General features: G+C 66.5%; 21 protein-coding genes and 2 tRNA genes. 2 read left to right on the plus strand and 21 right to left on the minus strand.

The window, feature by feature from the left end:
• Nucleotides 1-2 precede the first annotated feature (2 nt).
• The 21 genes from AC1DCG_RS06210 to AC1DCG_RS06310 form a co-directional block, all read right to left on the minus strand.
• Nucleotides 3-1,682, minus strand: a complete 1,680-nt coding sequence (locus AC1DCG_RS06210; RefSeq protein WP_165255205.1) for a ribonuclease J — start codon at nucleotides 1,680-1,682, stop codon at nucleotides 3-5.
• Nucleotides 1,679-2,467 (minus strand): type III pantothenate kinase, encoded by a 789-nt coding sequence (locus AC1DCG_RS06215; RefSeq protein WP_165255203.1) that lies wholly within the window; start codon nucleotides 2,465-2,467, stop codon nucleotides 1,679-1,681. The genes AC1DCG_RS06210 and AC1DCG_RS06215 overlap by 4 nt, the downstream gene beginning before the upstream one ends.
• A complete protein-coding gene (locus AC1DCG_RS06220; RefSeq protein WP_477036502.1) occupies nucleotides 2,464-3,234 on the minus strand; it encodes a biotin--[acetyl-CoA-carboxylase] ligase in 771 nt (256 codons plus the stop codon). The genes AC1DCG_RS06215 and AC1DCG_RS06220 overlap by 4 nt, the downstream gene beginning before the upstream one ends.
• Nucleotide 3,235: 1 nt before the next feature.
• Nucleotides 3,236-4,675: an NADH-quinone oxidoreductase subunit NuoN gene (gene nuoN / locus AC1DCG_RS06225; protein WP_477029905.1), complete on the minus strand. Its 1,440-nt coding sequence runs from the start codon at nucleotides 4,673-4,675 to the stop codon at nucleotides 3,236-3,238.
• Nucleotides 4,676-4,683: 8 nt separating this feature from the next.
• Nucleotides 4,684-6,168: an NADH-quinone oxidoreductase subunit M gene (locus AC1DCG_RS06230; protein WP_477029906.1), complete on the minus strand. Its 1,485-nt coding sequence runs from the start codon at nucleotides 6,166-6,168 to the stop codon at nucleotides 4,684-4,686.
• A 10-nt stretch (nucleotides 6,169-6,178) separates the two neighbouring features.
• Nucleotides 6,179-8,272 (minus strand): NADH-quinone oxidoreductase subunit L, encoded by a 2,094-nt coding sequence (nuoL, locus tag AC1DCG_RS06235; RefSeq protein WP_477041420.1) that lies wholly within the window; start codon nucleotides 8,270-8,272, stop codon nucleotides 6,179-6,181.
• Nucleotides 8,273-8,276: 4 nt separating this feature from the next.
• Complete coding sequence (gene nuoK, locus AC1DCG_RS06240; RefSeq protein ID WP_101719841.1) at nucleotides 8,277-8,582, minus strand: NADH-quinone oxidoreductase subunit NuoK; 306 nt, start codon at nucleotides 8,580-8,582, stop codon at nucleotides 8,277-8,279.
• Complete coding sequence (locus AC1DCG_RS06245) at nucleotides 8,579-9,196, minus strand: NADH-quinone oxidoreductase subunit J (protein WP_101719842.1); 618 nt, start codon at nucleotides 9,194-9,196, stop codon at nucleotides 8,579-8,581. The genes nuoK and AC1DCG_RS06245 overlap by 4 nt, the downstream gene beginning before the upstream one ends.
• An 82-nt stretch (nucleotides 9,197-9,278) precedes the next feature.
• Nucleotides 9,279-9,770, minus strand: coding sequence for an NADH-quinone oxidoreductase subunit NuoI (gene nuoI / locus AC1DCG_RS06250; protein ID WP_058346359.1), 492 nt, complete (start codon nucleotides 9,768-9,770; stop codon nucleotides 9,279-9,281).
• A complete protein-coding gene (locus AC1DCG_RS06255; RefSeq protein ID WP_165255194.1) occupies nucleotides 9,767-10,009 on the minus strand; it encodes a hypothetical protein in 243 nt (80 codons plus the stop codon). Before AC1DCG_RS06255 ends, nuoI begins: the two co-directional genes overlap by 4 nt.
• The gene (gene nuoH, locus AC1DCG_RS06260) at nucleotides 10,006-11,070 is read right to left on the minus strand and encodes an NADH-quinone oxidoreductase subunit NuoH (protein ID WP_477036504.1); all 1,065 of its coding nucleotides are present in this window, start codon (nucleotides 11,068-11,070) and stop codon (nucleotides 10,006-10,008) included. The genes AC1DCG_RS06255 and nuoH overlap by 4 nt, the downstream gene beginning before the upstream one ends.
• Before the next feature lie 3 nt (nucleotides 11,071-11,073).
• Entirely contained in the window at nucleotides 11,074-13,134 is a 2,061-nt protein-coding gene (gene nuoG / locus AC1DCG_RS06265) for an NADH-quinone oxidoreductase subunit NuoG (protein WP_477036505.1), read from the minus strand.
• A gap of 5 nt (nucleotides 13,135-13,139) precedes the next feature.
• A complete protein-coding gene (nuoF, locus tag AC1DCG_RS06270; RefSeq protein ID WP_165255190.1) occupies nucleotides 13,140-14,459 on the minus strand; it encodes an NADH-quinone oxidoreductase subunit NuoF in 1,320 nt (439 codons plus the stop codon).
• A 4-nt stretch (nucleotides 14,460-14,463) separates the two neighbouring features.
• The gene (locus tag AC1DCG_RS06275; RefSeq protein ID WP_101719846.1) at nucleotides 14,464-14,724 is read right to left on the minus strand and encodes a hypothetical protein; all 261 of its coding nucleotides are present in this window, start codon (nucleotides 14,722-14,724) and stop codon (nucleotides 14,464-14,466) included.
• Nucleotides 14,721-14,957 carry a hypothetical protein gene (locus tag AC1DCG_RS06280; RefSeq protein WP_165255189.1) on the minus strand — a complete coding sequence of 79 codons (237 nt, stop codon included), beginning with the start codon at nucleotides 14,955-14,957 and terminating at the stop codon, nucleotides 14,721-14,723. The genes AC1DCG_RS06275 and AC1DCG_RS06280 overlap by 4 nt, the downstream gene beginning before the upstream one ends.
• Nucleotides 14,957-15,640 (minus strand): NADH-quinone oxidoreductase subunit NuoE, encoded by a 684-nt coding sequence (gene nuoE, locus AC1DCG_RS06285; RefSeq protein ID WP_165255187.1) that lies wholly within the window; start codon nucleotides 15,638-15,640, stop codon nucleotides 14,957-14,959. The genes AC1DCG_RS06280 and nuoE overlap by 1 nt, the downstream gene beginning before the upstream one ends.
• On the minus strand, nucleotides 15,637-15,969 hold the full coding sequence (locus AC1DCG_RS06290; RefSeq protein ID WP_165255185.1) for a nuclear transport factor 2 family protein: 333 nt from the start codon (nucleotides 15,967-15,969) through the stop codon (nucleotides 15,637-15,639). The genes nuoE and AC1DCG_RS06290 overlap by 4 nt, the downstream gene beginning before the upstream one ends.
• A complete protein-coding gene (locus tag AC1DCG_RS06295) occupies nucleotides 15,966-17,216 on the minus strand; it encodes an NADH-quinone oxidoreductase subunit D (protein WP_165255184.1) in 1,251 nt (416 codons plus the stop codon). Before AC1DCG_RS06295 ends, AC1DCG_RS06290 begins: the two co-directional genes overlap by 4 nt.
• 3 nt (nucleotides 17,217-17,219) lie before the next feature.
• Nucleotides 17,220-17,822, minus strand: coding sequence for an NADH-quinone oxidoreductase subunit C (locus AC1DCG_RS06300; RefSeq protein ID WP_477029911.1), 603 nt, complete (start codon nucleotides 17,820-17,822; stop codon nucleotides 17,220-17,222).
• Nucleotides 17,819-18,424, minus strand: coding sequence for a NuoB/complex I 20 kDa subunit family protein (locus tag AC1DCG_RS06305; RefSeq protein WP_101712996.1), 606 nt, complete (start codon nucleotides 18,422-18,424; stop codon nucleotides 17,819-17,821). Before AC1DCG_RS06305 ends, AC1DCG_RS06300 begins: the two co-directional genes overlap by 4 nt.
• Nucleotides 18,394-18,771: an NADH-quinone oxidoreductase subunit A gene (locus AC1DCG_RS06310; protein WP_165255182.1), complete on the minus strand. Its 378-nt coding sequence runs from the start codon at nucleotides 18,769-18,771 to the stop codon at nucleotides 18,394-18,396. Before AC1DCG_RS06310 ends, AC1DCG_RS06305 begins: the two co-directional genes overlap by 31 nt.
• A gap of 200 nt (nucleotides 18,772-18,971) precedes the next feature.
• Here AC1DCG_RS06310 and AC1DCG_RS06315 point away from each other — a divergent pair.
• Together AC1DCG_RS06315 and AC1DCG_RS06320 are read left to right on the plus strand one after the other, a co-directional pair.
• A tRNA-Asp gene (locus tag AC1DCG_RS06315) sits at nucleotides 18,972-19,048 on the plus strand.
• Nucleotides 19,049-19,117: 69 nt separating this feature from the next.
• Nucleotides 19,118-19,194: transfer RNA gene (locus AC1DCG_RS06320), tRNA-Asp, on the plus strand.
• Nucleotides 19,195-19,314: the final 120 nt, after the last annotated feature.

The following is a 19,314-nucleotide window of genomic DNA, read 5'->3' on the forward strand; positions in this document are numbered from 1 at the left end:
GATCAGAGGCGCAGGACGGTCGTCTCGACGACCGGCTTGCGTTCCCAGATGCGGAAGGCGGCCTTCTTCACCGCGCGCGAGATGGCGTTCTCGATGGTCTCGTCGATCTCGCGATCGTCGCCCGACAGGCGCTTGAAGGCCTCTTCGGCCTCTTCGGCCAGGTCGTCGAGGGCTTCGTCGAGGGGATACTCCTCGTCGCCGGCCAGGCCCAGGCCGCGAACCTGCGGGCCCGAGACGATCTTGTTGCGGCCGTCCAGCACGATCGACACGGCCAGCACGCCGTTGAACGCCGCGTGGCGACGCTCGCGCAGGGCCTCGCCGTTCTCGGGCGTCACGACGCCGCCGTCGACGTACAGGCGACCGGCCGGCACCTCGTCGATGATCTCCGGGTGACCCGGTGCCAGGCGCACCATGTCGCCGTTGCGCGGGCTGACGGCGTGCGGGACCTGCAGGTCCTTGGCGAAGGCGGCGTGCTCGAGCAGGTGACGGCGCTCGCCGTGGGTCGGCACGGCGATCTGCGGCCGGGCCCACTGGTACATCTGCTTCAGCTCGTCGCGGCACGGGTGGCCGCTGACGTGGATGCCGGGGGTGTCGCGCTCGGTGTGCAGGCGCACGCCGCGGTCGGCCAGCTTGTTCTGCAGGTTGCGGATCGGGATCTCGTTGCCCGGGATCACGCGCGAGCTGAACACCACGTGGTCGCCCGACGACAGCTTGACGTGCGGGTGGTTGCCTTCGGCGATGCGGGCCAGAGCCGCCCTCGCCTCGCCCTGGCTGCCGGTGCAGAGATAGAGGATCTCGTTCTCGGGCATGTGCTTGGCCTGGTCGTCGGTGACGAACGGGTCCAGGCCGTCCAGCAGACCCACCGAACGGGCGGCGGCGGCCATGCGGTGCATCGAGCGGCCGGCCAGGCACACCTTGCGGCCCGCGGCCTGGGCAGCGCGGATCACGGTGTCCATCCGCGCCACGTTCGAGGCGAAGCAGGCCACGGCGATCTTGCCCGTCAGGCTGCCGATCAGCTTGTTCAGCTCGACGCGGACGTCGGCTTCCGAGCCGGACTCGCCCTCGACGAAGACGTTGGTGCTGTCGCAGACCATGGCCAGCACGCCCTCGTCGCCCAGGCGGCGCAGGGCGTCGACGTCGGTGGCCGCGCCCAGCTGAGGATCGGGATCGATCTTCCAGTCGCCGGTGTGCAGCACCGTGCCCAGCGGCGTCTTGATCGCCAGGCCGTTCGGCTCGGGGATCGAGTGGGTCAGCGTGACCATTTCCAGGTGGAACGGGCCCAGGTCGAAGTTGCCGCTCAGCGGCACCTCGATGATCTCGACCTCGTCCAGCAGGTTGGCGTCGCGCAGCTTCTCGCGCAGCAGGAAGGCGGTGAACGGCGTGGCGTAGACCGGGGCCTTCAGCTGCGGCCACAGCCAGGCGACAGCGCCCAGGTGGTCTTCGTGCGCGTGGGTCAGGACGATGCCGAGGATGTCGTCGGCATAGGGGACGATGTACTCGGGGTCTGGCAGGATGATCTCGACGCCCGGCGTCGTCTGGTCGCCGAAGGTGACGCCCAGGTCGACGACGATCCACTTGCGATCGTGCGCGGGCCCGTAACCGTACAGATTGAAGTTCATGCCGATCTCGTTCGACCCGCCCAGCGGCAGGAAGACGAGTTCGTCGTTGGTTTGCTTTTTCATTCGGTCTCTAGGTGGGTATTGCGGCGGTGAATTTCGAGGAGACCACGGATGGTCAGATCAGGGTCGAAGTGGTCGATGCTGTCGGTGGCGCCCTCGAACAGCGAGGCGACGCCGCCGGTGGCGACCACGGTCAGGGCCTCGTCGCGCTCTTTCTTGATGCGCGAGACGAGCCCTTCGATGAGTGAGATGTAGCCCCAGAACACGCCCGACTGCATGGCGCTGACGGTGTCGGTGCCGACCACTCGGTTGCGCGCGGGACGCTGGATGGCGATGCGGGGCAGCTTGGCGGCCGCTTCGTGCAGCGCCTGCATGGAGAGGTTGATGCCCGGGGCGATGATGCCGCCCTCGAAGGCGCCGTCGGCGGCCACGACGTCGAAGGTGGTGGCCGTGCCGCTGTCGATGACGATCAGCGGGCCCTTGTAGAGCATGCTGGCGCCCACGGCGTTGACGAGGCGGTCGGCGCCAGCCTCGGACGGCTTGTCGATGCGGATGTCGACGCCCAGCTTGGCGTTCTCGCCGATGACCAGCGGCTCGACGTTCAGATAGCGGCGCGACAGGTTGCGCAGGTTGAACAGCGACTGGGGCACGACGCTGGAGATGATGCAGGCGTCCAGCGAACGGAAGCTCAAGCCCTGCATCGACATCAGTTGCGACAGCCACACGACGTACTCGTCGGCGGTGCGGGTGCTCTCGGTGGCCGCGCGCCACTGGGCGATCCACGACTGGCCGTCGTGGATGGCGAACATGGTGTTGGTGTTGCCCTGTTCGATGGCCAGCAGCATCACGAAGCTCCGAAGAAGACGTCGCCGGCGGTGATCCGGCGCAGTTGGCCGTCAGCGAGACGAAGGCGCAAGGCCCCGTCGCCGTCCAGGCCCTCGGCTATGCCCTCGACCGTCTCGTTGCCGAGCCGGGCGATGCAGGGTTCGCCCATTCCGTGGGCCTTGGCGGTCCAGGCGTCGGCGATGGCGGGAAAGCCCAGGCGCATCCAGACGTCCAGCCAGCGGTCGAACGAGGCGGCCAGCACCCCGATCGCCTCGACAGGCGTCGGCGGCGGTTCGGCCCGCCAGGTCGGCAGGGCCGTGGTCGGGCGCTCGCTGTCGATGGGCTTGCGGGCCAGGTTCACCCCGATCCCCACGGCCAGCCACAGGCCGCCGTCCGGCGAATTGCCGGACTCGATCAGGATGCCGCTGATCTTCAGGCCGCCGACCATCGGGTCATTGGGCCATTTCAGGCTGACCAGGCGCTCGGGCACGTAAGCGGCCAGCAGGTCGGCCACCGCCAGGGCGGCGACGAACGAGACCTGGGCGGCTTCGGCGGGCGGCTTGTCGAGGGTGAGCAGAAGCGTGGCGGCCAGGTTGCCGTCGCCGGTTTCCCAGGCGCGGCCCCGGCGGCCTCGGCCCGCGGTCTGCCGCAGGCCGACGATCCAGACGGGCTCGGTCCGCCCCGCTTCTGCGCGGCGGCGGACCTCGGCGTTGGTCGAGTCGATCTCGTCGAGAACGACGACGGGCGGCCCCTTGCCCGCCCCGTTATCGAACGGGGGGCCGCCCGTCACGTCAGAGGTGGCCGAAGGCGGCCGCCGCCGCCTTGGCGGCGGGGTCGAGCCAGACCAGGGCGGCCAGCACGATCGGGAACGAGAACAGGGCCGCGGCGAAGCCGATCGCGCGAGCGGTCGGTTGCGGCTTGTCCACGCCGCCGACGGGCGCGTCGAACCACATCGTCTTGATCAGACGCAGGTAGTAGAACGCGGCCACGACGCTGCCGACCAGGCCCAGAACGGCGGCCCACTGCAGCGGCACGTCGCCCGAGCCCATGGCGGCCTTGAAGACGTAGAACTTGGCCCAGAAGCCCGAGAACGGCGGCAGGCCCAGGGCCGACAGCGAGAACGCGGTCATGGCCAGGGCGATGCCCGGACGTTCCTTCACCAGGCCGGCCATGTCCTCGATGCTCTCCATCGGCTTGCCGTCGCGGTTCAGCGCCTGCAGGCAGGCGAAGAAGCCGGTGACGTCCACCATGTAGAGCACCATGAAGACCAGCATCGAGTGCAGGCCCACTTCGCCGCCGGTGGCGACGCCCAGCAGGGCGTAACCGACGTTGGCGATCGAGGAGTAGGCCCACAGGCGCTTGAGGTTGGTCTGGGCCAGGCCCGCGAAGGCGCCGACGAACACCGACAGCAGGGCGGCGATGATCAGCACCTGGCGCCATTGGGCCACGGCGTCGGGGAAGGCGTCGCCCAGCACCCGGGCGAACATCATCATGGCGGCCAGCTTCGGCGCGGCGGCGAAGAAACCCACGACCGGGGTCGGGGCGCCCTCGTAGACGTCCGGGGTCCACATGTGGAACGGCGCGGCCGAAACCTTGAACGCCAGGCCGCAGATCACGAAGATCAGGCCGAACAGCAGGCCAAGGCCGTGAGCGCCGTGCGAGGCGGCGGCGATGTCGGCGAAGCGGGTCGAACCGGCGAAGCCGTAGATCAGCGAGGCGCCGTACAGCAGGATGCCCGACGACAGCGCGCCCAGCACGAAGTACTTCAGGCCCGCTTCCGAGGCCTTGGCGTCGTCGCGGCGGAAGGCCGCCAGGACGTACAGGGCCAGCGATTGCAGCTCGACGCCGATATAGAGGCTGATCAGGTCGCCGGCCGAGGCGGTGACGCCCATGCCGACGGCCGACAGCACGACCAGGACCGGGAACTCGAACTTCTGGTCGCCGCGGGCGGCGAGCCAGCGGTCGCCCAGCACGACGGCCACGGCGCTGAACAGGAAGATCGCCACCTTGGCGTAGCTGGCGGCGGCGTCGGCCGAGTAGACGCCGTTGAAGGCGTGGCCGTGCGGGCCGATCGCCGCCAGGACGGCGGCGGCCAGCAGCGCCAGCACCGAGGCGCCCGTGAAGACCGGCGTGGTCTTCTTGGAGAAGGCGCCCCAGACCAGCAGGACCAGGGCCGAGACGCCCAGGACCAGTTCCGGCAGAACGAGGGAGATGTTGGCGGAGAACGTCATGGGATCCCTCACCCGCCCACGGCGGCGCGCCAGGCGCCGACGAGCCCGTCGACGGACGACGCGGTCAGGTTGAACACAAGATTAGGATAGATGCCGAGCACCAGGGTCATGATGATCAGCGGCACGAAGAGCAGGATCTCGCGCGCGTCGAGGTCGGTGATCGTCTTCAGTTCCGGGTTGACGATCTCGCCGTACATGACGCGGCGGTACAGCGTCAGGGCGTACATCGCCGACAGGATCACGCCCGTGGCCGACACGATCGCCGTCCAGGTCGAGGCCTGGTAGACGCCGGTCATCGTCAGGATTTCGCCGACGAAGCCCGAGGTGCCCGGCAGGCCGACATTGCCCATCGTGAACAGCAGGAACACGAAGGCGTAGTGCGGCATGCGGGCCGTCAGACCGCCGTAGAAGGCGATCTCGCGGGTGTGCATGCGGTCGTAGACGACGCCGACGCAGAGGAAGAGCGCGCCGGAGATCACGCCGTGGCTCAGCATCTGGAACAGAGCGCCCTGCTCGCCCGCGGCGTTGCCCGAGAAGATGCCCATGGTCACGAAGCCCATGTGGGCCACCGACGAGTAGGCGATCAGCTTCTTGATGTCGGTCTGACGGAAGGCGACCAGCGAGGTGTAGACGATGGCGATGGCCGACATCGCGAACACCAGGGGCTGGAACAGCTCCGAAGCGTGCGGGAACATCGGGATGCTGAAGCGCATGAAGCCGTAGCCGCCCATCTTCAGCAGGATGCCGGCCAGGATGACCGAACCCGCCGTCGGGGCTTCCACGTGGGCGTCAGGCAGCCAGGTGTGCACCGGCCACATCGGCATCTTCACCGCGAACGAGGCGAAGAAGGCCAGCCACAGCCAGGTCTGCAGCCACGGGGCGAACTTGAAGGCCATCAGCTCGGGGATCGACGAGGTGCCGGCGATCGAGATCATCGCCAGGATGGCCGCCAGCATCAGCACCGAGCCGAGCAGCGTGTAGAGGAAGAACTTGTAGGCCGCGTAGATCCGCCGCTTGCCGCCCCAGATGCCGATGATCAGGAACATCGGCACCAGGCCCCCTTCGAAGAAGAGGTAGAACAGCACCAGGTCCAGCGCGCAGAACACGCCGATCACCAGGGTCTCGAGGACCAGGAAGGCGATCAGGTATTCGACGACGCGCTTCTCGACCGACTTCCAGCTGGCCACGATACAGATCGGCAGCAGGAAGGCGGTCAGCAGGACGAACAGCACCGAGATGCCGTCGACGCCCATGCGGTAGTGCAGGCCGGCGAACCAGGCGAAGTCTTCCACGAACTGGAAGCCCGGGTTCTTGGCGTCGAACTGGAGGGTGACCACCAGCGACAGGGCGAAGGTCACCAGCGTGGTCGCGAGCGCGATCCACTTGGCCAGGGCGTCGGTGGCCGCGCCCGTCCCCTTGGCGGCGCGGGCCGCCAGGATCAGGGCCACGCCGACGAGCGGAGCGAAGGTCGTAAGGCTGAGCAGGCCGGTCATCGATCCGTCCTCAACGGAATGCGTAAAGGGCGAACGTCAGCAGGCCGGCGACGCCGAGCAGCATGACGAAAGCGTAGTGGTACACGTAGCCGGTCTGGGCTTTGCCCGTCTTGCGGCCGACGGCGTAGGAGACGGCGCTGACGCCGTCGGGACCCAGGCGATCGATGATCTTCTGGTCCCCGCCCTTCCAGAACAGGTCGCCGAGGAACTTGGCGGCGCGCACGAAGGTGGCGTCGTAGAGCTCGTCGAAGAACCACTTGTTGTAGAAGAACACGTACAGCGGACCCTTGCGCTCGGCGAGCTTCAGGCCCAGGCGCTCGTCACCCTTGATCAGGTAGACGTAGATAGCGATGGCCAGGCCGATCAGCGAGGCGATCAGCGGGCTCCACTTCACCCAGTTGGCGACCTCGTGCGCTTCATGCAGCACGTGATTGCCAGGGGCCGTGGCGATGGCGCCGCGCCAGAACTCGGCCTCGTGGTGACCCACGAAGAAGTCGACGAAGAAGAAGCCGGCGAAGATCGCGCCCAGGGCCAGCACGACCAGCGGGAACAGCATCACCACCGGGCTTTCGTGCGGCTTGTGATCATGGCCGTGGCCATGGTCGTCGTGACCGTGATCGTGGTGCGCGCCGTGGGCGTGGTCGTCATGACCATGGGCGGCGTGCGCGTGATCGTCGTGGCCGTGAGCCGCGTGAGCGTCATGACCATGATCGTCGTGACCCCAGCGAGCCTTGCCGTTGAAGGTGAAGAAGGCCAGGCGCCACGAGTAGAACGAGGTCAGGCCCGCGACCAGCACGCCGATCACCCACGCGAACATGGCGATCTGGTTGTGGCCGCCCGCGGCGAACGCGGCTTCGATGATGGTGTCCTTCGAGTAGAAGCCGGCGAAGCCCAGGTGCAGCGGCGGGAAGCCGAGGCCCGTGATGGCGATCGTGCCGATCGTCATGGCGATGAAGGTCACCGGCAGCATCTTGGCCAGGGCGCCGTAGCGACGCATGTCCTGTTCGTGGTGCATGCCGTGGATCACCGAACCGGCGCCCAGGAACAGCAGCGCCTTGAAGAAGGCGTGCGTGAACAGGTGGAACATGGCCGCCTGATAGGCGCCGACGCCGGCCGCGAAGAACATGTAGCCCAGCTGCGAGCAGGTCGAGTAGGCGATCACGCGCTTGATGTCGTTCTGGGTCAGGCCGACCGTGGCGGCGAACAGAGCCGTCACCGCGCCGATGACCGTGACGATGTTCTTGGTCACCGGGGCGTATTCGAACATCGGCGACAGCAGGCACAGCATGTAGACGCCGGCGGTCACCATGGTGGCCGCGTGGATCAGCGCCGACACCGGGGTCGGGCCTTCCATGGCGTCAGGAAGCCAGGTGTGCAGGAAGAACTGCGCCGACTTGCCCATCGCGCCGATGAACAGCAGGAAGCAGGCGATGTCGACCAGCGGCCATTGGTGGCCGGCGAACTCCCAGCTGCGGGCGGCGCCCGCCTGGATCATCGGGAACAGCTCGGCGAAGTTGATCGTGCCGAACGCCCAGTAGACGGTCATGATGCCGAGCGCGAAGCCGAAGTCGCCGACGCGGTTGACGACGAAGGCCTTGATGGCGGCCGCGCTGGCCGACGGCTTCTTGAACCAGAAGCCGATCAGCAGGTACGAGGCCAGACCCACGCCTTCCCAGCCGAAGAACAGCTGCATGAAGTCGGCGGCGGTGACCAGCGACAGCATGGCGAAGGTGAAGAGCGACAGGTACGCGAAGAAGCGCGGCTTGCTGTCGTCCTCGGCCATGTAGCCCCAGGAATAGATGTGCACGAGCGCCGAGACGGTCGTGACCACGATCAGCATGGTCGCCGACAGGGCGTCGATGCGGATCGACCAGTTGGCGATGAAGTCGCCCACGTGGATGAAGGGCAGCAGCGAGACCGTGAAGCCTTCCATGTGGCCCCAGGTCCACTGGCTGAAGGTGACCCACGACAGCGCGCAGGCCAGGATCAGCAGGCCCGTGGTGACGGCTTGCGAAGCGACGTTGCCGATCCGCCGGCCGAACAGGCCGGCGATGATCGCGCCCAGCAGCGGGGCGAAGACGAGAATGGTGACGAGCGATTGCACTGGGTCAGCCCTTCATCATGCTGGCGTCGTCGACCGCGATGTCGCCGCGGTTCCGGAAGAAGGTCACCAGGATGGCGAGGCCGACGGCGGCCTCGGCGGCCGCCACGGTCAGCACGAACATCGCGAAGATCTGGCCCACCACGTTGTGCAGGTAGGCCGAGAAGGCGACCAGGTTGATGTTCACCGCCAGCAGGATCAGCTCGATCGACATCAGGATGACGATGATGTTCTTGCGGTTCACGAAGATCCCGAAGACGCCGATCGTCAGCAGGATGGCGGCGACGATGAGGTAATGCGGAAGGCCGATCATTCGCTGATCCCCTCGCCCGGCTTGATCTGCACGAGTTCCATTCCGGTCTTGGGCGTGCGGGCGACCTGCTTGCCGATGTCCTGGCGCTTCACGCCCGGCTTATGACGCAGGGTCAGGACGATGGCGCCGATCATCGCGACCAGCAGCACCAGGCCCGCCGCCTGGAAGAAGAAGATGTAGTCGGTGTAGAGCACCCGGCCGATGGCCTCGGTGTTGCTGACACCGCCCGGCGACGCCAGCGGAGCGGCGTTCTTGGCGGCCGCGCCGTTGGTGGCCACGCTGACGGCGACCATGATCATCTCGATCGTCAGGACGCCGCCGACCAGACCGCCGATGGGCAGGTACTGGGCGAAGCCGTCCCGAAGCGCTTCGAAGTCGATGTCGAGCATCATGACGACGAAGAGGAACAGCACCGCGACCGCGCCCACATAGACGACGATCAGCAGCATCGCGAGGAACTCCGCGCCCAGGAGGACGAAGAGGCCTGCGGCCGAGAAGAAGGCGGTGATCAGGAAGAGCACCGAGTGCACGGGGTTCTTGGCCGAGACGACGAGAAGACCCGCCGCAATGGTCACGAACGCCAGCAAGTAGAAAGCTATCGCCTGCAAGGCCATTGGCCCAGGTGCTCCCCTGATAAGTTCAAATAACAGCGACGTGCGAAGCGCACGCCGCCAACCTCGGATTCGCGCCGACCGTTTACCGGTACGGAGCGTCCAACTCCAGATTCTTCGCGATCAGCCGCTCCCAACGGTCACCGTTGTCGAGCAGCTTTTCCTTGTCGTAGTAGAGCTCTTCACGCGTCTCGACCGCGAACTCGATGTTCGGGCCTTCGACGATGGCGTCCACCGGGCAGGCCTCCTGGCACAGGCCGCAGTAGATGCACTTGACCATGTCGATGTCGTACCGGGTCGTGCGGCGGCTGCCGTCCTCGCGCGGTTCGGCCTCGATGGTGATGGCCTGGGCCGGGCAGATGGCCTCGCACAGCTTGCACGCGATGCAGCGCTCTTCCCCGTTGGGATAGCGGCGCAGGGCGTGCTCGCCCCGGAAACGAGGCGACTGCGGGCCGCGCTCGTTCGGATAGATCACGGTCTTCTTCGGCGCGACCAGATACTTCATGGCCAGGCCGAAGGCGCCTGCGAAGTCCAGCAGGGCGACGCCTTTGACGGCTTGGGTGATACGACTCATCATGGCCGCTTAACCTTCGGAATGACGCAGGTGTAGTTCGAAAGCTGGGCGGGATCTCCCCCGTCCATCTTGGCTTGCAACGTTCCGCCTTCGGCCTGGCACTTGTCGCCGGCCCGACGCAGCTCGTCGTAGTTCACGATCCCTCGCCCCAGCGAATAGGAACCGGCCGTCTCGGCGGTCGCGCACGCGCCCGTCGAGACCAGGGCCAGCCCCGTCAGGGCCAGGGCGAGCGGACGCCTCATCCCGCCACCGGCGAGAAGACGCGCCAGCCGGCGACCAGGACGACCAGCACCAGCGACATCGGCAGGAAGACCTTCCAGCCCAGGCGCATCAGTTGGTCGTAGCGGTAGCGGGGCACGATGGCCTTGGCCATGGCGAACATGAAGAACCAGAAGCAGATCTTGGCGTAGAACACCAAGGCCAGCAGCAGGTTGGCCGCGAACGTCGGCCAGGTGGCCATGAAGTCCGTCGGGAAGCCGGGGTTCCAGCCGCCGAAGAACAGCACGTTGATCATGGCGCACATCAGAACGATGTTCGAATATTCGGCGACCATGAACAGCAGGTACGGGGTCGAGGAGTACTCGACCTGGTAGCCGGCCACGAGTTCGGATTCAGCTTCCGGAAGGTCGAACGGCGGGCGGTTCGTCTCGGCCAGGGCCGAGATGTAGAACATGCCCATGGCGATCACCATGACCGGCAGCAGGACGATGTTCTTGAGGCCGCCGCCGAAGACGTTCCAGTTCCAGATCCAGCCCGACTGGGCTTCGACGATCGTCGACAGGTTCATCGAGCCGGCCAGCAGGATCACCGTGATGATGATCAGGCCGATCGACACTTCGTACGACACCATCTGCGCCGCCGAACGCAGCGCGCCCAGGAACGGGTACTTCGAGTTCGAAGCCCAGCCGCCCATGATGATGCCGTAGACGCCCAGCGAGCTCATCGCCAGCAGGTAGAGGATGCCGACGTTCAGGTTGGAGACGACCCAGCCCGGCGCGAACGGCACCACGGCCCAGCCGATGAAGCCCAGGACCAGGCTGATCAGCGGGGCCAGCAGGAAGATGGCCTTGTCGGCGCCGGCCGGGATGACGATTTCCTTCAGCACGAACTTGCCGAAGTCGGCGAACGACTGAAGCAGGCCGAAGGGACCAACGACGTTGGGGCCCTTGCGCATCTGGACGCCGGCCCAGATCTTGCGGTCGGCCAGCAGCAGGAAGGCCAGGCTCAGCAGAACCCAGATCACGACCAGCAGGATGCCGCCGAGCGTGAGGCCGAACCAGAGAAGCGGATTGATCTCGTTCACGGCTTACTCCGCGGCGATCTTGGAGGCGGCCGAGACGTTGGCCGCGCACTCGGCCATGGTCACGCTGGCGCGCGCGATGGGATTGGTCAGGTGGAAGGCCTTCACCGGGCTCTCGAACGGAGCGTCGGAGACCTCCCCTTCCCCGCCGACGGCGGCGAGGTCGAACACGGTGGGAACCGAGCCCGGGGCGAAGTCGATCTGGCCGAAGGTCGGGTGATCGGCGAACAGCTTGGCGCGCAGCTGGTCCAGGCTGTCGTACGGCAGCTTGTGGCCCAGGGTTTCCGACAGCGCCCGCAGGATCGACCAGTCTTCCTTGGCCTCGCCCTTCGGGAACACGGCGCGCTTGCCCATCTGCACCCGGCCCTCGGTGTTGACGTACAGGCCGTTCTTTTCGGTGTAGGCCGCGCCCGGCAGGATCACGTCGGCCTTGTGGGCGCCGGCGTCGCCGTGGGTGCCGAGATAGATCTTGAAGGCGTCCGAAGCGGCGCTTTCGCACTCGTCGGCGCCCAGCAGGAACAGCACGTCCAGCGCGCCCGGCTTCAGCATGTCGCCGGCGGCCAGACCGCCCTCGGCCGGGACGAAGCCCAGGTCGAGGCCGGCCACGCGGGCGGCGGCGGTGTGCAGCACGTTCCAGCCGTTCCAGCCTTCGCGCACGACCTTGAAGGTCTTGGCGAGGCCGGCGGCGGCCTTGAGGATCGCCGCGCCGTCGGCGCGGGCGATGGCGCCCTGGCCGATGATGATCGCGGGACGCTCGGCGGCCTTGAAGGCGGCGACGAAGTCGTTCTTGGCCTTGGCCAGGCCCGACAGCGTCTTGGCGCCGGCGCCGAGGTAGTCGTAGCCGAAGGTCAGGTCGACCTGCTCGCCGATGACGCCGAAGCGGGTCTTGCCGGCCAGCCACTGCTTGCGGAAGCGGGCGTTGAGAACCGGAGCCTCGAGGCGCGGGTTGGAGCCGACGAACAGGACGACGTCGGCGTCTTCGATGCCGGCGATGGTCGAGTTGAACAGCCAGCTTTCGCGCGGACCGGCGCCCAGGGCGGCGCCGTCCTGACGGGCGTCCAGGTTCTTCACGCCCAGGGCGGTGAAGAGGTCCTTGGTCGCCTTCAGGCTTTCGGCGTCCTGCAGGTCGCCGGCGATGACGCCGATGCGCTCAGCCGCGGTCGCCTTGATCTTGGCCGAGACGGCGGCGAAAGCCTCCGACCACGTGGCCGGCTTCAGCTTGCCGTCGACGCGGACGTACGGACGGTCCAAGCGCTGGCGCTGCAGGCCGTCGACGGCGTAGCGGGTCTTGTCCGAGATCCACTCTTCGTTGACGTCCTCGTTGATGCGCGGCAGCACGCGCAGCACGGCGTTGGCGCGGCCGTCGACGCGGATCGACGAGCCCAGCGCGTCCATCACGTCGATGCTTTCGGTCTTCTTCAGTTCCCACGGACGGGCTTCGAAGGCGTACGGCTTGGAGGTCAGCGCGCCGACCGGGCACAGGTCGATGACGTTGGCCGACAGTTCCGAGGTCACCGCGGCGCCCAGGTAGGTCGTGATCTCGACGTCTTCACCGCGCGAGATCAGGCCGATCTCCGGCGAGCCGGCGACTTCGGTGATGAAGCGGACGCAGCGGGTGCACTGGATGCAGCGCGTCATCACGGTCTTGATGAGCGGGCCCATGGCCTTCTCTTCGACGGCGCGCTTGTTTTCGTCGTAGCGGCTGTCGTCGCGGCCGTAGCCGACGGCCTGGTCCTGCAGGTCGCACTCGCCGCCCTGGTCGCAGATCGGGCAGTCCAGCGGATGGTTGATGAGCAGGAACTCCATCACACCTTCGCGGGCCTTCTTGACCATCGGGGTGTTGGTGAAGATCTCCTGGCCCTCGGCGGCCGGCAGCGCGCACGAAGCCTGCGGCTTCGGCGGACCGGGCTTAACCTCGACCAGGCACATGCGGCAGTTGCCGGCGATGCTCAGACGCTCGTGATAGCAGAAGCGCGGGATCTCTTCCCCAGCCAGTTCCGCGACCTGCAGAACCGTCATGCCGGGTTCGAACTCGACCTCGACGCCGTTGACCTTGGCGATTGCCATTCTCGTTACTCCGCCGCGATCAGCTTGGCGCCCTGCACGTGCAGGCGACCGCTACGATAGGAAGCGATCCGCTCCTCCACCTCGTGGCGGAAGTGGCGGAACAGGCCCTGGATCGGCCAGGCGGCCGCGTCGCCCAGGGCGCAGATGGTGTGACCCTCGACTTGGGTCGTGACGTCCAGAAGGGTGTCGATTTCCTTCGGATCGGCTTCGCCGGTGGCCATGCGCTCCATGACGCGCCACATCCAGCCGGTGCCTTCGCGGCACGGCGTGCACTGGCCGCAGCTCTCGTGCTTGTAGAAGTACGACAGGCGGGCGATGGCGCGGACCAGGTCGGTGGACTTGTCCATGACGATGACGGCGGCGGTGCCCAGGCCCGAGCGCAGGTTGCGCAGGGCGTCGAAGTCCATCGGCAGGTCTTCGCACTGCTCGGCCGGGATCATCGGAACCGACGAACCGCCCGGGATCACGGCCTTGAGGTTGCCCCAGCCGCCGCGGATGCCGCCGCAGTGGTCTTCCATCAGCTGACGGAAGGGGATGCTCATGGCTTCTTCGACGTTGCAGGGCAGGTTCACGTGGCCCGAGACGCAGAACAGCTTGGTGCCGGCGTTGTTGGGACGGCCAAAGCCCGCGAACCACGAGGCGCCGCGACGCAGGATGGTGCCGGCGACCGCGATGCTCTCGACGTTGTTGACCGTGGTCGGCATGCCGTAGAGGCCGGCGCCGGCCGGGAACGGCGGCTTCAGGCGCGGCTGGCCCTTCTTGCCTTCCAGGCTTTCCAGCAGGGCCGTCTCTTCGCCGCAGATGTAGGCGCCGGCGCCGTGGTGGACGTAGATGTCGAAGTCCCAGCCGTGGATGTTGTCCTTGCCGACCAGCTTGGCCTCGTAGGCCTGCTTGATCGCCGCTTCCAGGCGCTCGCGCTCGAAGACGTACTCGCCGCGGATGTAGATGTAGCAGGCGTGGGCCAGCATGGCCCGCGAGGCGATCAGGCAGCCCTCGATCAGGAGGTGCGGGTCATGCCGCATGATCTCCCGGTCCTTGCAGGTGCCCGGCTCGGACTCGTCGGCGTTGACGACGAGGTAGTGCGGACGACCTTCCTTCACTTCCTTGGGCATGAAGGACCACTTCAGACCGGTCGAGAAACCAGCGCCCCCACGGCCTCGCAGACCGGAGTTCTTCATGTTCTCGATGATCCAGTCGCGCCCGGCGTCCAGAATATCCTTGGTGCCGTTCCAGCAACCGCGCGCCTTCGCACCTTCCAGACCCCAGTCCTGGAGCCCGTAAAGGTTGGTGAAGATGCGATCCTTGTCTTCGAGGATACCGACCATGACTCTAGCTTTGCGGATCGAATGGATGGGTGCGGACATAGCGCGTCCGCCGGACGATGACATAGGCGAAAAGCAGCCAACCGGCGCCGATCACCAAAAGACCTGTGGGCGTAGCCCAGGCTGGCGCGCCGGGGACCTCCCGGCCCCAGATCAGCAGCAGCACCCCGGCCAGACTGGCCAGGAACCCGAAGGCCCGTTCCTTGCGGTACAGGCTCCGGATCGTGGCGACGTAGGCCCGACGCTTGTCGGCGAGGTCGTCGCTCATGGCGCCCTCCCCGCTTGCGGGTCCTGCGGCTTGGTGGCCTTCAGCCACCCGACCACGAACCAGATCTGGGCGCCCAGGCCCGCGACGATGGCCAGGACGAAGACCGGCAGAAGCCAGCCCACGCCCATGGCCACGTGGCCGACGATCGCCGCGCCGGCCAGCAGGAAGCACACGACGTCGATGGCGATCATCGTCGTGAAGCGCTTCTTCTGTTGGACGGCCACGTCGGTCATCAGGCGGCGGGCTCCGCCTTGGTCTTCTTCGGCTTCTCGGGCAGGTTCGGGATCTTGATCTTCTTGGCCGCCGAGCCGTCGTACAGCTTCGGGTCGGTCAGGGTCTGGATCTTGTCCTTCGGCTCCGAGGCCTTGCGGCCTTCGTAGCTGCCCGGCTGCGGGGCCTTGCCCGCGGCGAAGTCGTCGAGGATCTGGGCCAGGCTCTCCGGCGTCAGGTCTTCGTAGTAGTAGTCGTTGATCGCCGCCATGGGGGCGTTGCAACAAGCGCCGAGGCACTCGACCTCTTCCCAGCTGAACTTGCCGTCGGCCGAGACCGAGTGGGCCGGGCCGATCTTCTTTTCCAGCACCGAGCGCAGGTCGAGCGCGCCGCGCAGCTGGCAGGGCGTGGTGCCGCACAGCTGGACGAAGGCGGTCTTACCCACCGGGGCCAGCTGGAACATCACGTAGAAGGTGGCCACTTCCAGAACGCGGATGACCGGCATCTCGAGCTGGCGCGCGATCTCCTGGATCGCGGGCTCCTGCACCCAGCCCTCCTGCTTCTGGGCCAGCCACAGCATCGGGATCACCGCCGACTGCTTGCGGGCGGCGGGGTACTTGGCTTTCCACCAGTCGGCCTTGGCCTGGCTTTCCTTCGAGAAAGCGAAGCTCTCGGGCTGTTCCTTGGCGAGACGACGGACGCTCATCGGGCGAAATCCACGCGGACGATCTTGTCGCCCTTGAAGGTGTAGATGGCGGCGACCTGGAAGGGTTCGTCGCCGTTGCCGCGGTCGACGTGCTCGTGATCGATCACGTTCGAGCCGACCACGATGCGGTTCAGCAGCTTGGCGTTGTTCTTGGGGAACTCGGCGAAGGTCTTGGCGTAGAAGGCGCGATAGGCCTCGATGCCCGTGCGCGCCACCTCGCCGTTCAGGCCGGCCACGACCACGTCGTCCGAGAAGTGGGCGCAGTGGGCGTCCAGGTCCTGGGCGTTGTAGGCGTCGAGCTGGGCCTGGGCGATGGTTTCGAGGCTCATCGGTCGACCTCGCCGAACACGATGTCGAGCGAACCCAGGATGGCCGAAACGTCGGCCAGCTGGTGGCCGCGGTTCATCCAGTCCATGGCGGCCAGGTGCGAGAAGCCCGGAGCCTTGATCTTGCAGCGGTACGGCTTGTTGGTGCCGTTGCTGACGACGTAGACGCCGAACTCGCCCTTGGGGGCTTCGACGGCCGCGTAGACCTCGCCTTCCGGCGTCTTGAAGCCCTCGGTGTAGAGCTTGAAGTGGTGGATCAGGGCTTCCATCGAGCGCTTCATCTCGGCGCGACGGGGCGGGCTGACCTTGTTGTCCTCGCTGAGCACCGGGCCCGGCGTGGCGCGCAGCATGGCCACGGCCTGCAGGATGATCTTGGTGCTCTCGCGCATTTCCTGCATGCGGCAGAGGTAGCGATCGTAGCAGTCGCCGTTCTTGCCCAGCGGGATGTCGAACTCGAACTCGTTGTAGTTCTCGTACGGCTGGTTGCGGCGCAGGTCCCAGGCGATGCCCGAACCGCGCACCATCACGCCCGAGAAGCCCCAGGCCCAGGCGTCTTCCTTGCTCACGACGCCGATGTCGACGTTGCGCTGCTTGAAGATGCGGTTGTCGGTGATCAGGCCCTCGATGTCGTCGCACACCTTCGGGAAGGCTTTCGCCCAGCTCTCGATGTCGTCGATCAGGCTCGGGGTCAGGTCCTGGTGAACGCCGCCCGGACGGAAGTAGTTGGCGTGCAGACGAGCGCCGCAGGCGCGCTCGTAGAAGATCATCAGCTTTTCGCGCTCTTCGAAGCCCCAGAGCGGCGGCGTCAGGGCGCCGACGTCCATGGCCTGGGTCGTCACGTTCAGCAGGTGGTTCAGGATGCGGCCGATCTCGCAGAACAGCACGCGGACGATCTGGCCGCGCTTGGGCACTTCCACGCCCAGCAGCTTCTCGATCGCCAGGCAGAACGCATGTTCCTGGTTCATCGGCGCCACGTAGTCGAGGCGGTCGAAGTACGGGATGTTCTGCAGGTAGGTGCGCGCTTCCATCAGCTTCTCGGTGCCGCGGTGCAGCAGGCCGATGTGCGGATCGACGCGTTCGACGATTTCACCGTCGAGCTCCAGCACCAGACGCAGCACGCCGTGCGCGGCCGGGTGCTGGGGGCCGAAGTTGATGTTGAACTTGCGGACCGGGGTCTCCGGGATCGCCGGAACCGTCGGTTCGTCGCGGAAGAAGTCGGTCGCCGCGGCGGGAGCGTTCGTGCCAGTCATGACTTAAGCCTTCTCCGCCTTCTCGTCACCCGGCAGGGCGTACTTGGCGCCCTCCCACGGAGAGAGGAAGTCGAATGCGCGGTACTCGGTGATCTTCACGGGTTCGTAGACGACGCGCTTGAGCTCGTCGTCGTAGCGGACCTCGACATAGCCGGTCATCGGGAAGTCTTTCCGCAGCGGGTGGCCGTGGAAACCGTAGTCCGTCAGGATGCGGCGCAGGTCGGGGTGGCCCTCGAAGAACACGCCGTACATGTCGAACACTTCGCGCTCGAACCAGTCGGCGACCGGGAACACGGGCGTGGCGCTCGGAACCGGGGTGTCTTCGTCGGTCTGCACCTTCACGCGGATGCGGACGTTCTTCACCATCGACAGCAGGTGGTAGACCACGTCGAAGCGCGCGGCGCGCTCGGGGTAGTCGACCGCCGTCAGGTCCACCAGCTGGTGGAAGCGGTAGTCGGGGTGGTCGCGCAGGTAGGTCAGCAGCTCGACCACGCGATTGGCCGAACCCAGCACGTTCAGCTCGCCGAACGCCACGTGATACGACGAGATCGCGCCGGCCGAATTGGCGACGATCGCCTGGCCGAGGGCTTCGAGGTCTTGGCTCATCGCTCGATGGTCCCCGTGCGACGGATCTTCTTCTGGAGCTGCAGCACGCCGTAGACGAGCGCTTCGGCCGTCGGCGGGCAGCCCGGCACGTAGATGTCGATCGGCACGACGCGGTCGCAGCCGCGCACGACGCTGTAGCTATAGTAATAGTAGCCGCCGCCGTTGGCGCAGCTGCCCATCGAGATGACGTAGCGGGGCTCGGGCATCTGGTCGTAGACCTTGCGCAGAGCCGGGGCCATCTTGTTGGTCAGCGTGCCGGCGACGATCATCACGTCCGACTGACGCGGGCTGGCGCGCGGGGCGAAGCCGTAGCGCTCCAGGTCGTAGCGCGGCATGGCCGAGTGCATCATCTCGACGGCGCAGCAGGCCAGGCCGAACGTCATCCACATCAGCGAGCCGGTGCGGGCCCAGGTGATGAGGTCGTCGGCGGCGGCCGTGATGAAGCCCTTGTCGGCCAGCTGCTGGGAGACGCCGTCGAAGAAGGCGTCGTGCAGCTTGGGGTCATAGCCCTGCACGGTCGAGCGGCCAGCGGCGCCGGCCGGAACGACGGGCGAGCTGTTGGCGGGAACGATCACTCCCATTCGAGGGCGCCCTTCTTCCATTCGTAGATAAAGCCGACGGTCAGAACGCCCAGGAAGGCCAGCATGGACCAGAAGGCGTAGGCGGCGACGTCGGCAGGCAACTTCATAAGAGTGACGGCCCACGGGAAGAGGAACGCCACTTCGAGGTCGAAGATGATGAAGAGGATCGACACCAGGTAGAACCGGACGTCGAACTTCATGCGCGCATCGTCGAAGGCGTTGAAGCCGCATTCGTAAGCAGACAGCTTTTCCGGGTCCGGCGCCTTGGGCGCGAGCACGGCGGCGGCCAACATGAAGACGATGCCGATAACAGCCGCGATCCCGATGAAGATCACGATCGGCAGGTACTGGAGAAGGAAGGCGGTCATGACAGCCCTTGGCTTGAATCGGCCGCGTTGTAGCCCAGCATTTCCCACGCTTCAAACGCCTGGGGCACATTGAGAAACGATCGCAACTGCAAGCCATCCACAGGTTCTGCGACATGGCCGTTGACACGAGTCTCGGCCCGACATATCAGACGCCCCTCGCCGCACGGCGGGTCGCACTTCCGCCTTGGCGGACAGCAAATGCGGATGTAGCTCAGTTGGTTAGAGCGCCGGCCTGTCACGCCGGAGGTCGCGGGTTCGAGCCCCGTCATTCGCGCCACCTTCTTCTGGAAGGCAGCGATCCGAGGTAAAAGCGAGCGCTTCGTAGGGTTTTGCGGCCCTACGCGACGCGGATGTAGCTCAGTTGGTTAGAGCGCCGGCCTGTCACGCCGGAGGTCGCGGGTTCGAGCCCCGTCATTCGCGCCACTTTCCCCTGCCCCACTTTTTCGAATTGCCCGTTTAAGCGCCTAGCGCTGCCGTTTGCGCGCGCGTCCGCTGGAACGACTGCGACAAATTGTGTCGCCAGACGGTTGTTACCGACCGGTC

This window comes from Caulobacter sp. 10L414, from assembly GCF_056395525.1.

Coding starts and splice junctions, on each gene's coding strand:
- nuoN (WP_477029905.1), bottom strand. CDS start 4,675: ATGACGTTCTCCGCCAACATCTCCCTCGTTCTGCCGGAACTGGTCCTG.
- AC1DCG_RS06305 (WP_101712996.1), bottom strand. CDS start 18,424: ATGGAAGAAGGGCGCCCTCGAATGGGAGTGATCGTTCCCGCCAACAGC.
- nuoG (WP_477036505.1), bottom strand. CDS start 13,134: ATGGCAATCGCCAAGGTCAACGGCGTCGAGGTCGAGTTCGAACCCGGC.
- nuoF (WP_165255190.1), bottom strand. CDS start 14,459: ATGGTCGGTATCCTCGAAGACAAGGATCGCATCTTCACCAACCTTTAC.
- AC1DCG_RS06210 (WP_165255205.1), bottom strand. CDS start 1,682: ATGAAAAAGCAAACCAACGACGAACTCGTCTTCCTGCCGCTGGGCGGG.
- nuoE (WP_165255187.1), bottom strand. CDS start 15,640: ATGAGCGTCCGTCGTCTCGCCAAGGAACAGCCCGAGAGCTTCGCTTTC.
- AC1DCG_RS06295 (WP_165255184.1), bottom strand. CDS start 17,216: ATGACTGGCACGAACGCTCCCGCCGCGGCGACCGACTTCTTCCGCGAC.
- AC1DCG_RS06255 (WP_165255194.1), bottom strand. CDS start 10,009: ATGAGGCGTCCGCTCGCCCTGGCCCTGACGGGGCTGGCCCTGGTCTCG.
- AC1DCG_RS06280 (WP_165255189.1), bottom strand. CDS start 14,957: ATGACCGACGTGGCCGTCCAACAGAAGAAGCGCTTCACGACGATGATC.
- AC1DCG_RS06275 (WP_101719846.1), bottom strand. CDS start 14,724: ATGAGCGACGACCTCGCCGACAAGCGTCGGGCCTACGTCGCCACGATC.
- nuoK (WP_101719841.1), bottom strand. CDS start 8,582: ATGATCGGCCTTCCGCATTACCTCATCGTCGCCGCCATCCTGCTGACG.
- nuoI (WP_058346359.1), bottom strand. CDS start 9,770: ATGATGAGTCGTATCACCCAAGCCGTCAAAGGCGTCGCCCTGCTGGAC.
- AC1DCG_RS06290 (WP_165255185.1), bottom strand. CDS start 15,969: ATGAGCCTCGAAACCATCGCCCAGGCCCAGCTCGACGCCTACAACGCC.
- AC1DCG_RS06310 (WP_165255182.1), bottom strand. CDS start 18,771: ATGACCGCCTTCCTTCTCCAGTACCTGCCGATCGTGATCTTCATCGGG.
- AC1DCG_RS06300 (WP_477029911.1), bottom strand. CDS start 17,822: ATGAGCCAAGACCTCGAAGCCCTCGGCCAGGCGATCGTCGCCAATTCG.
- AC1DCG_RS06245 (WP_101719842.1), bottom strand. CDS start 9,196: ATGGCCTTGCAGGCGATAGCTTTCTACTTGCTGGCGTTCGTGACCATT.
- AC1DCG_RS06230 (WP_477029906.1), bottom strand. CDS start 6,168: ATGACCGGCCTGCTCAGCCTTACGACCTTCGCTCCGCTCGTCGGCGTG.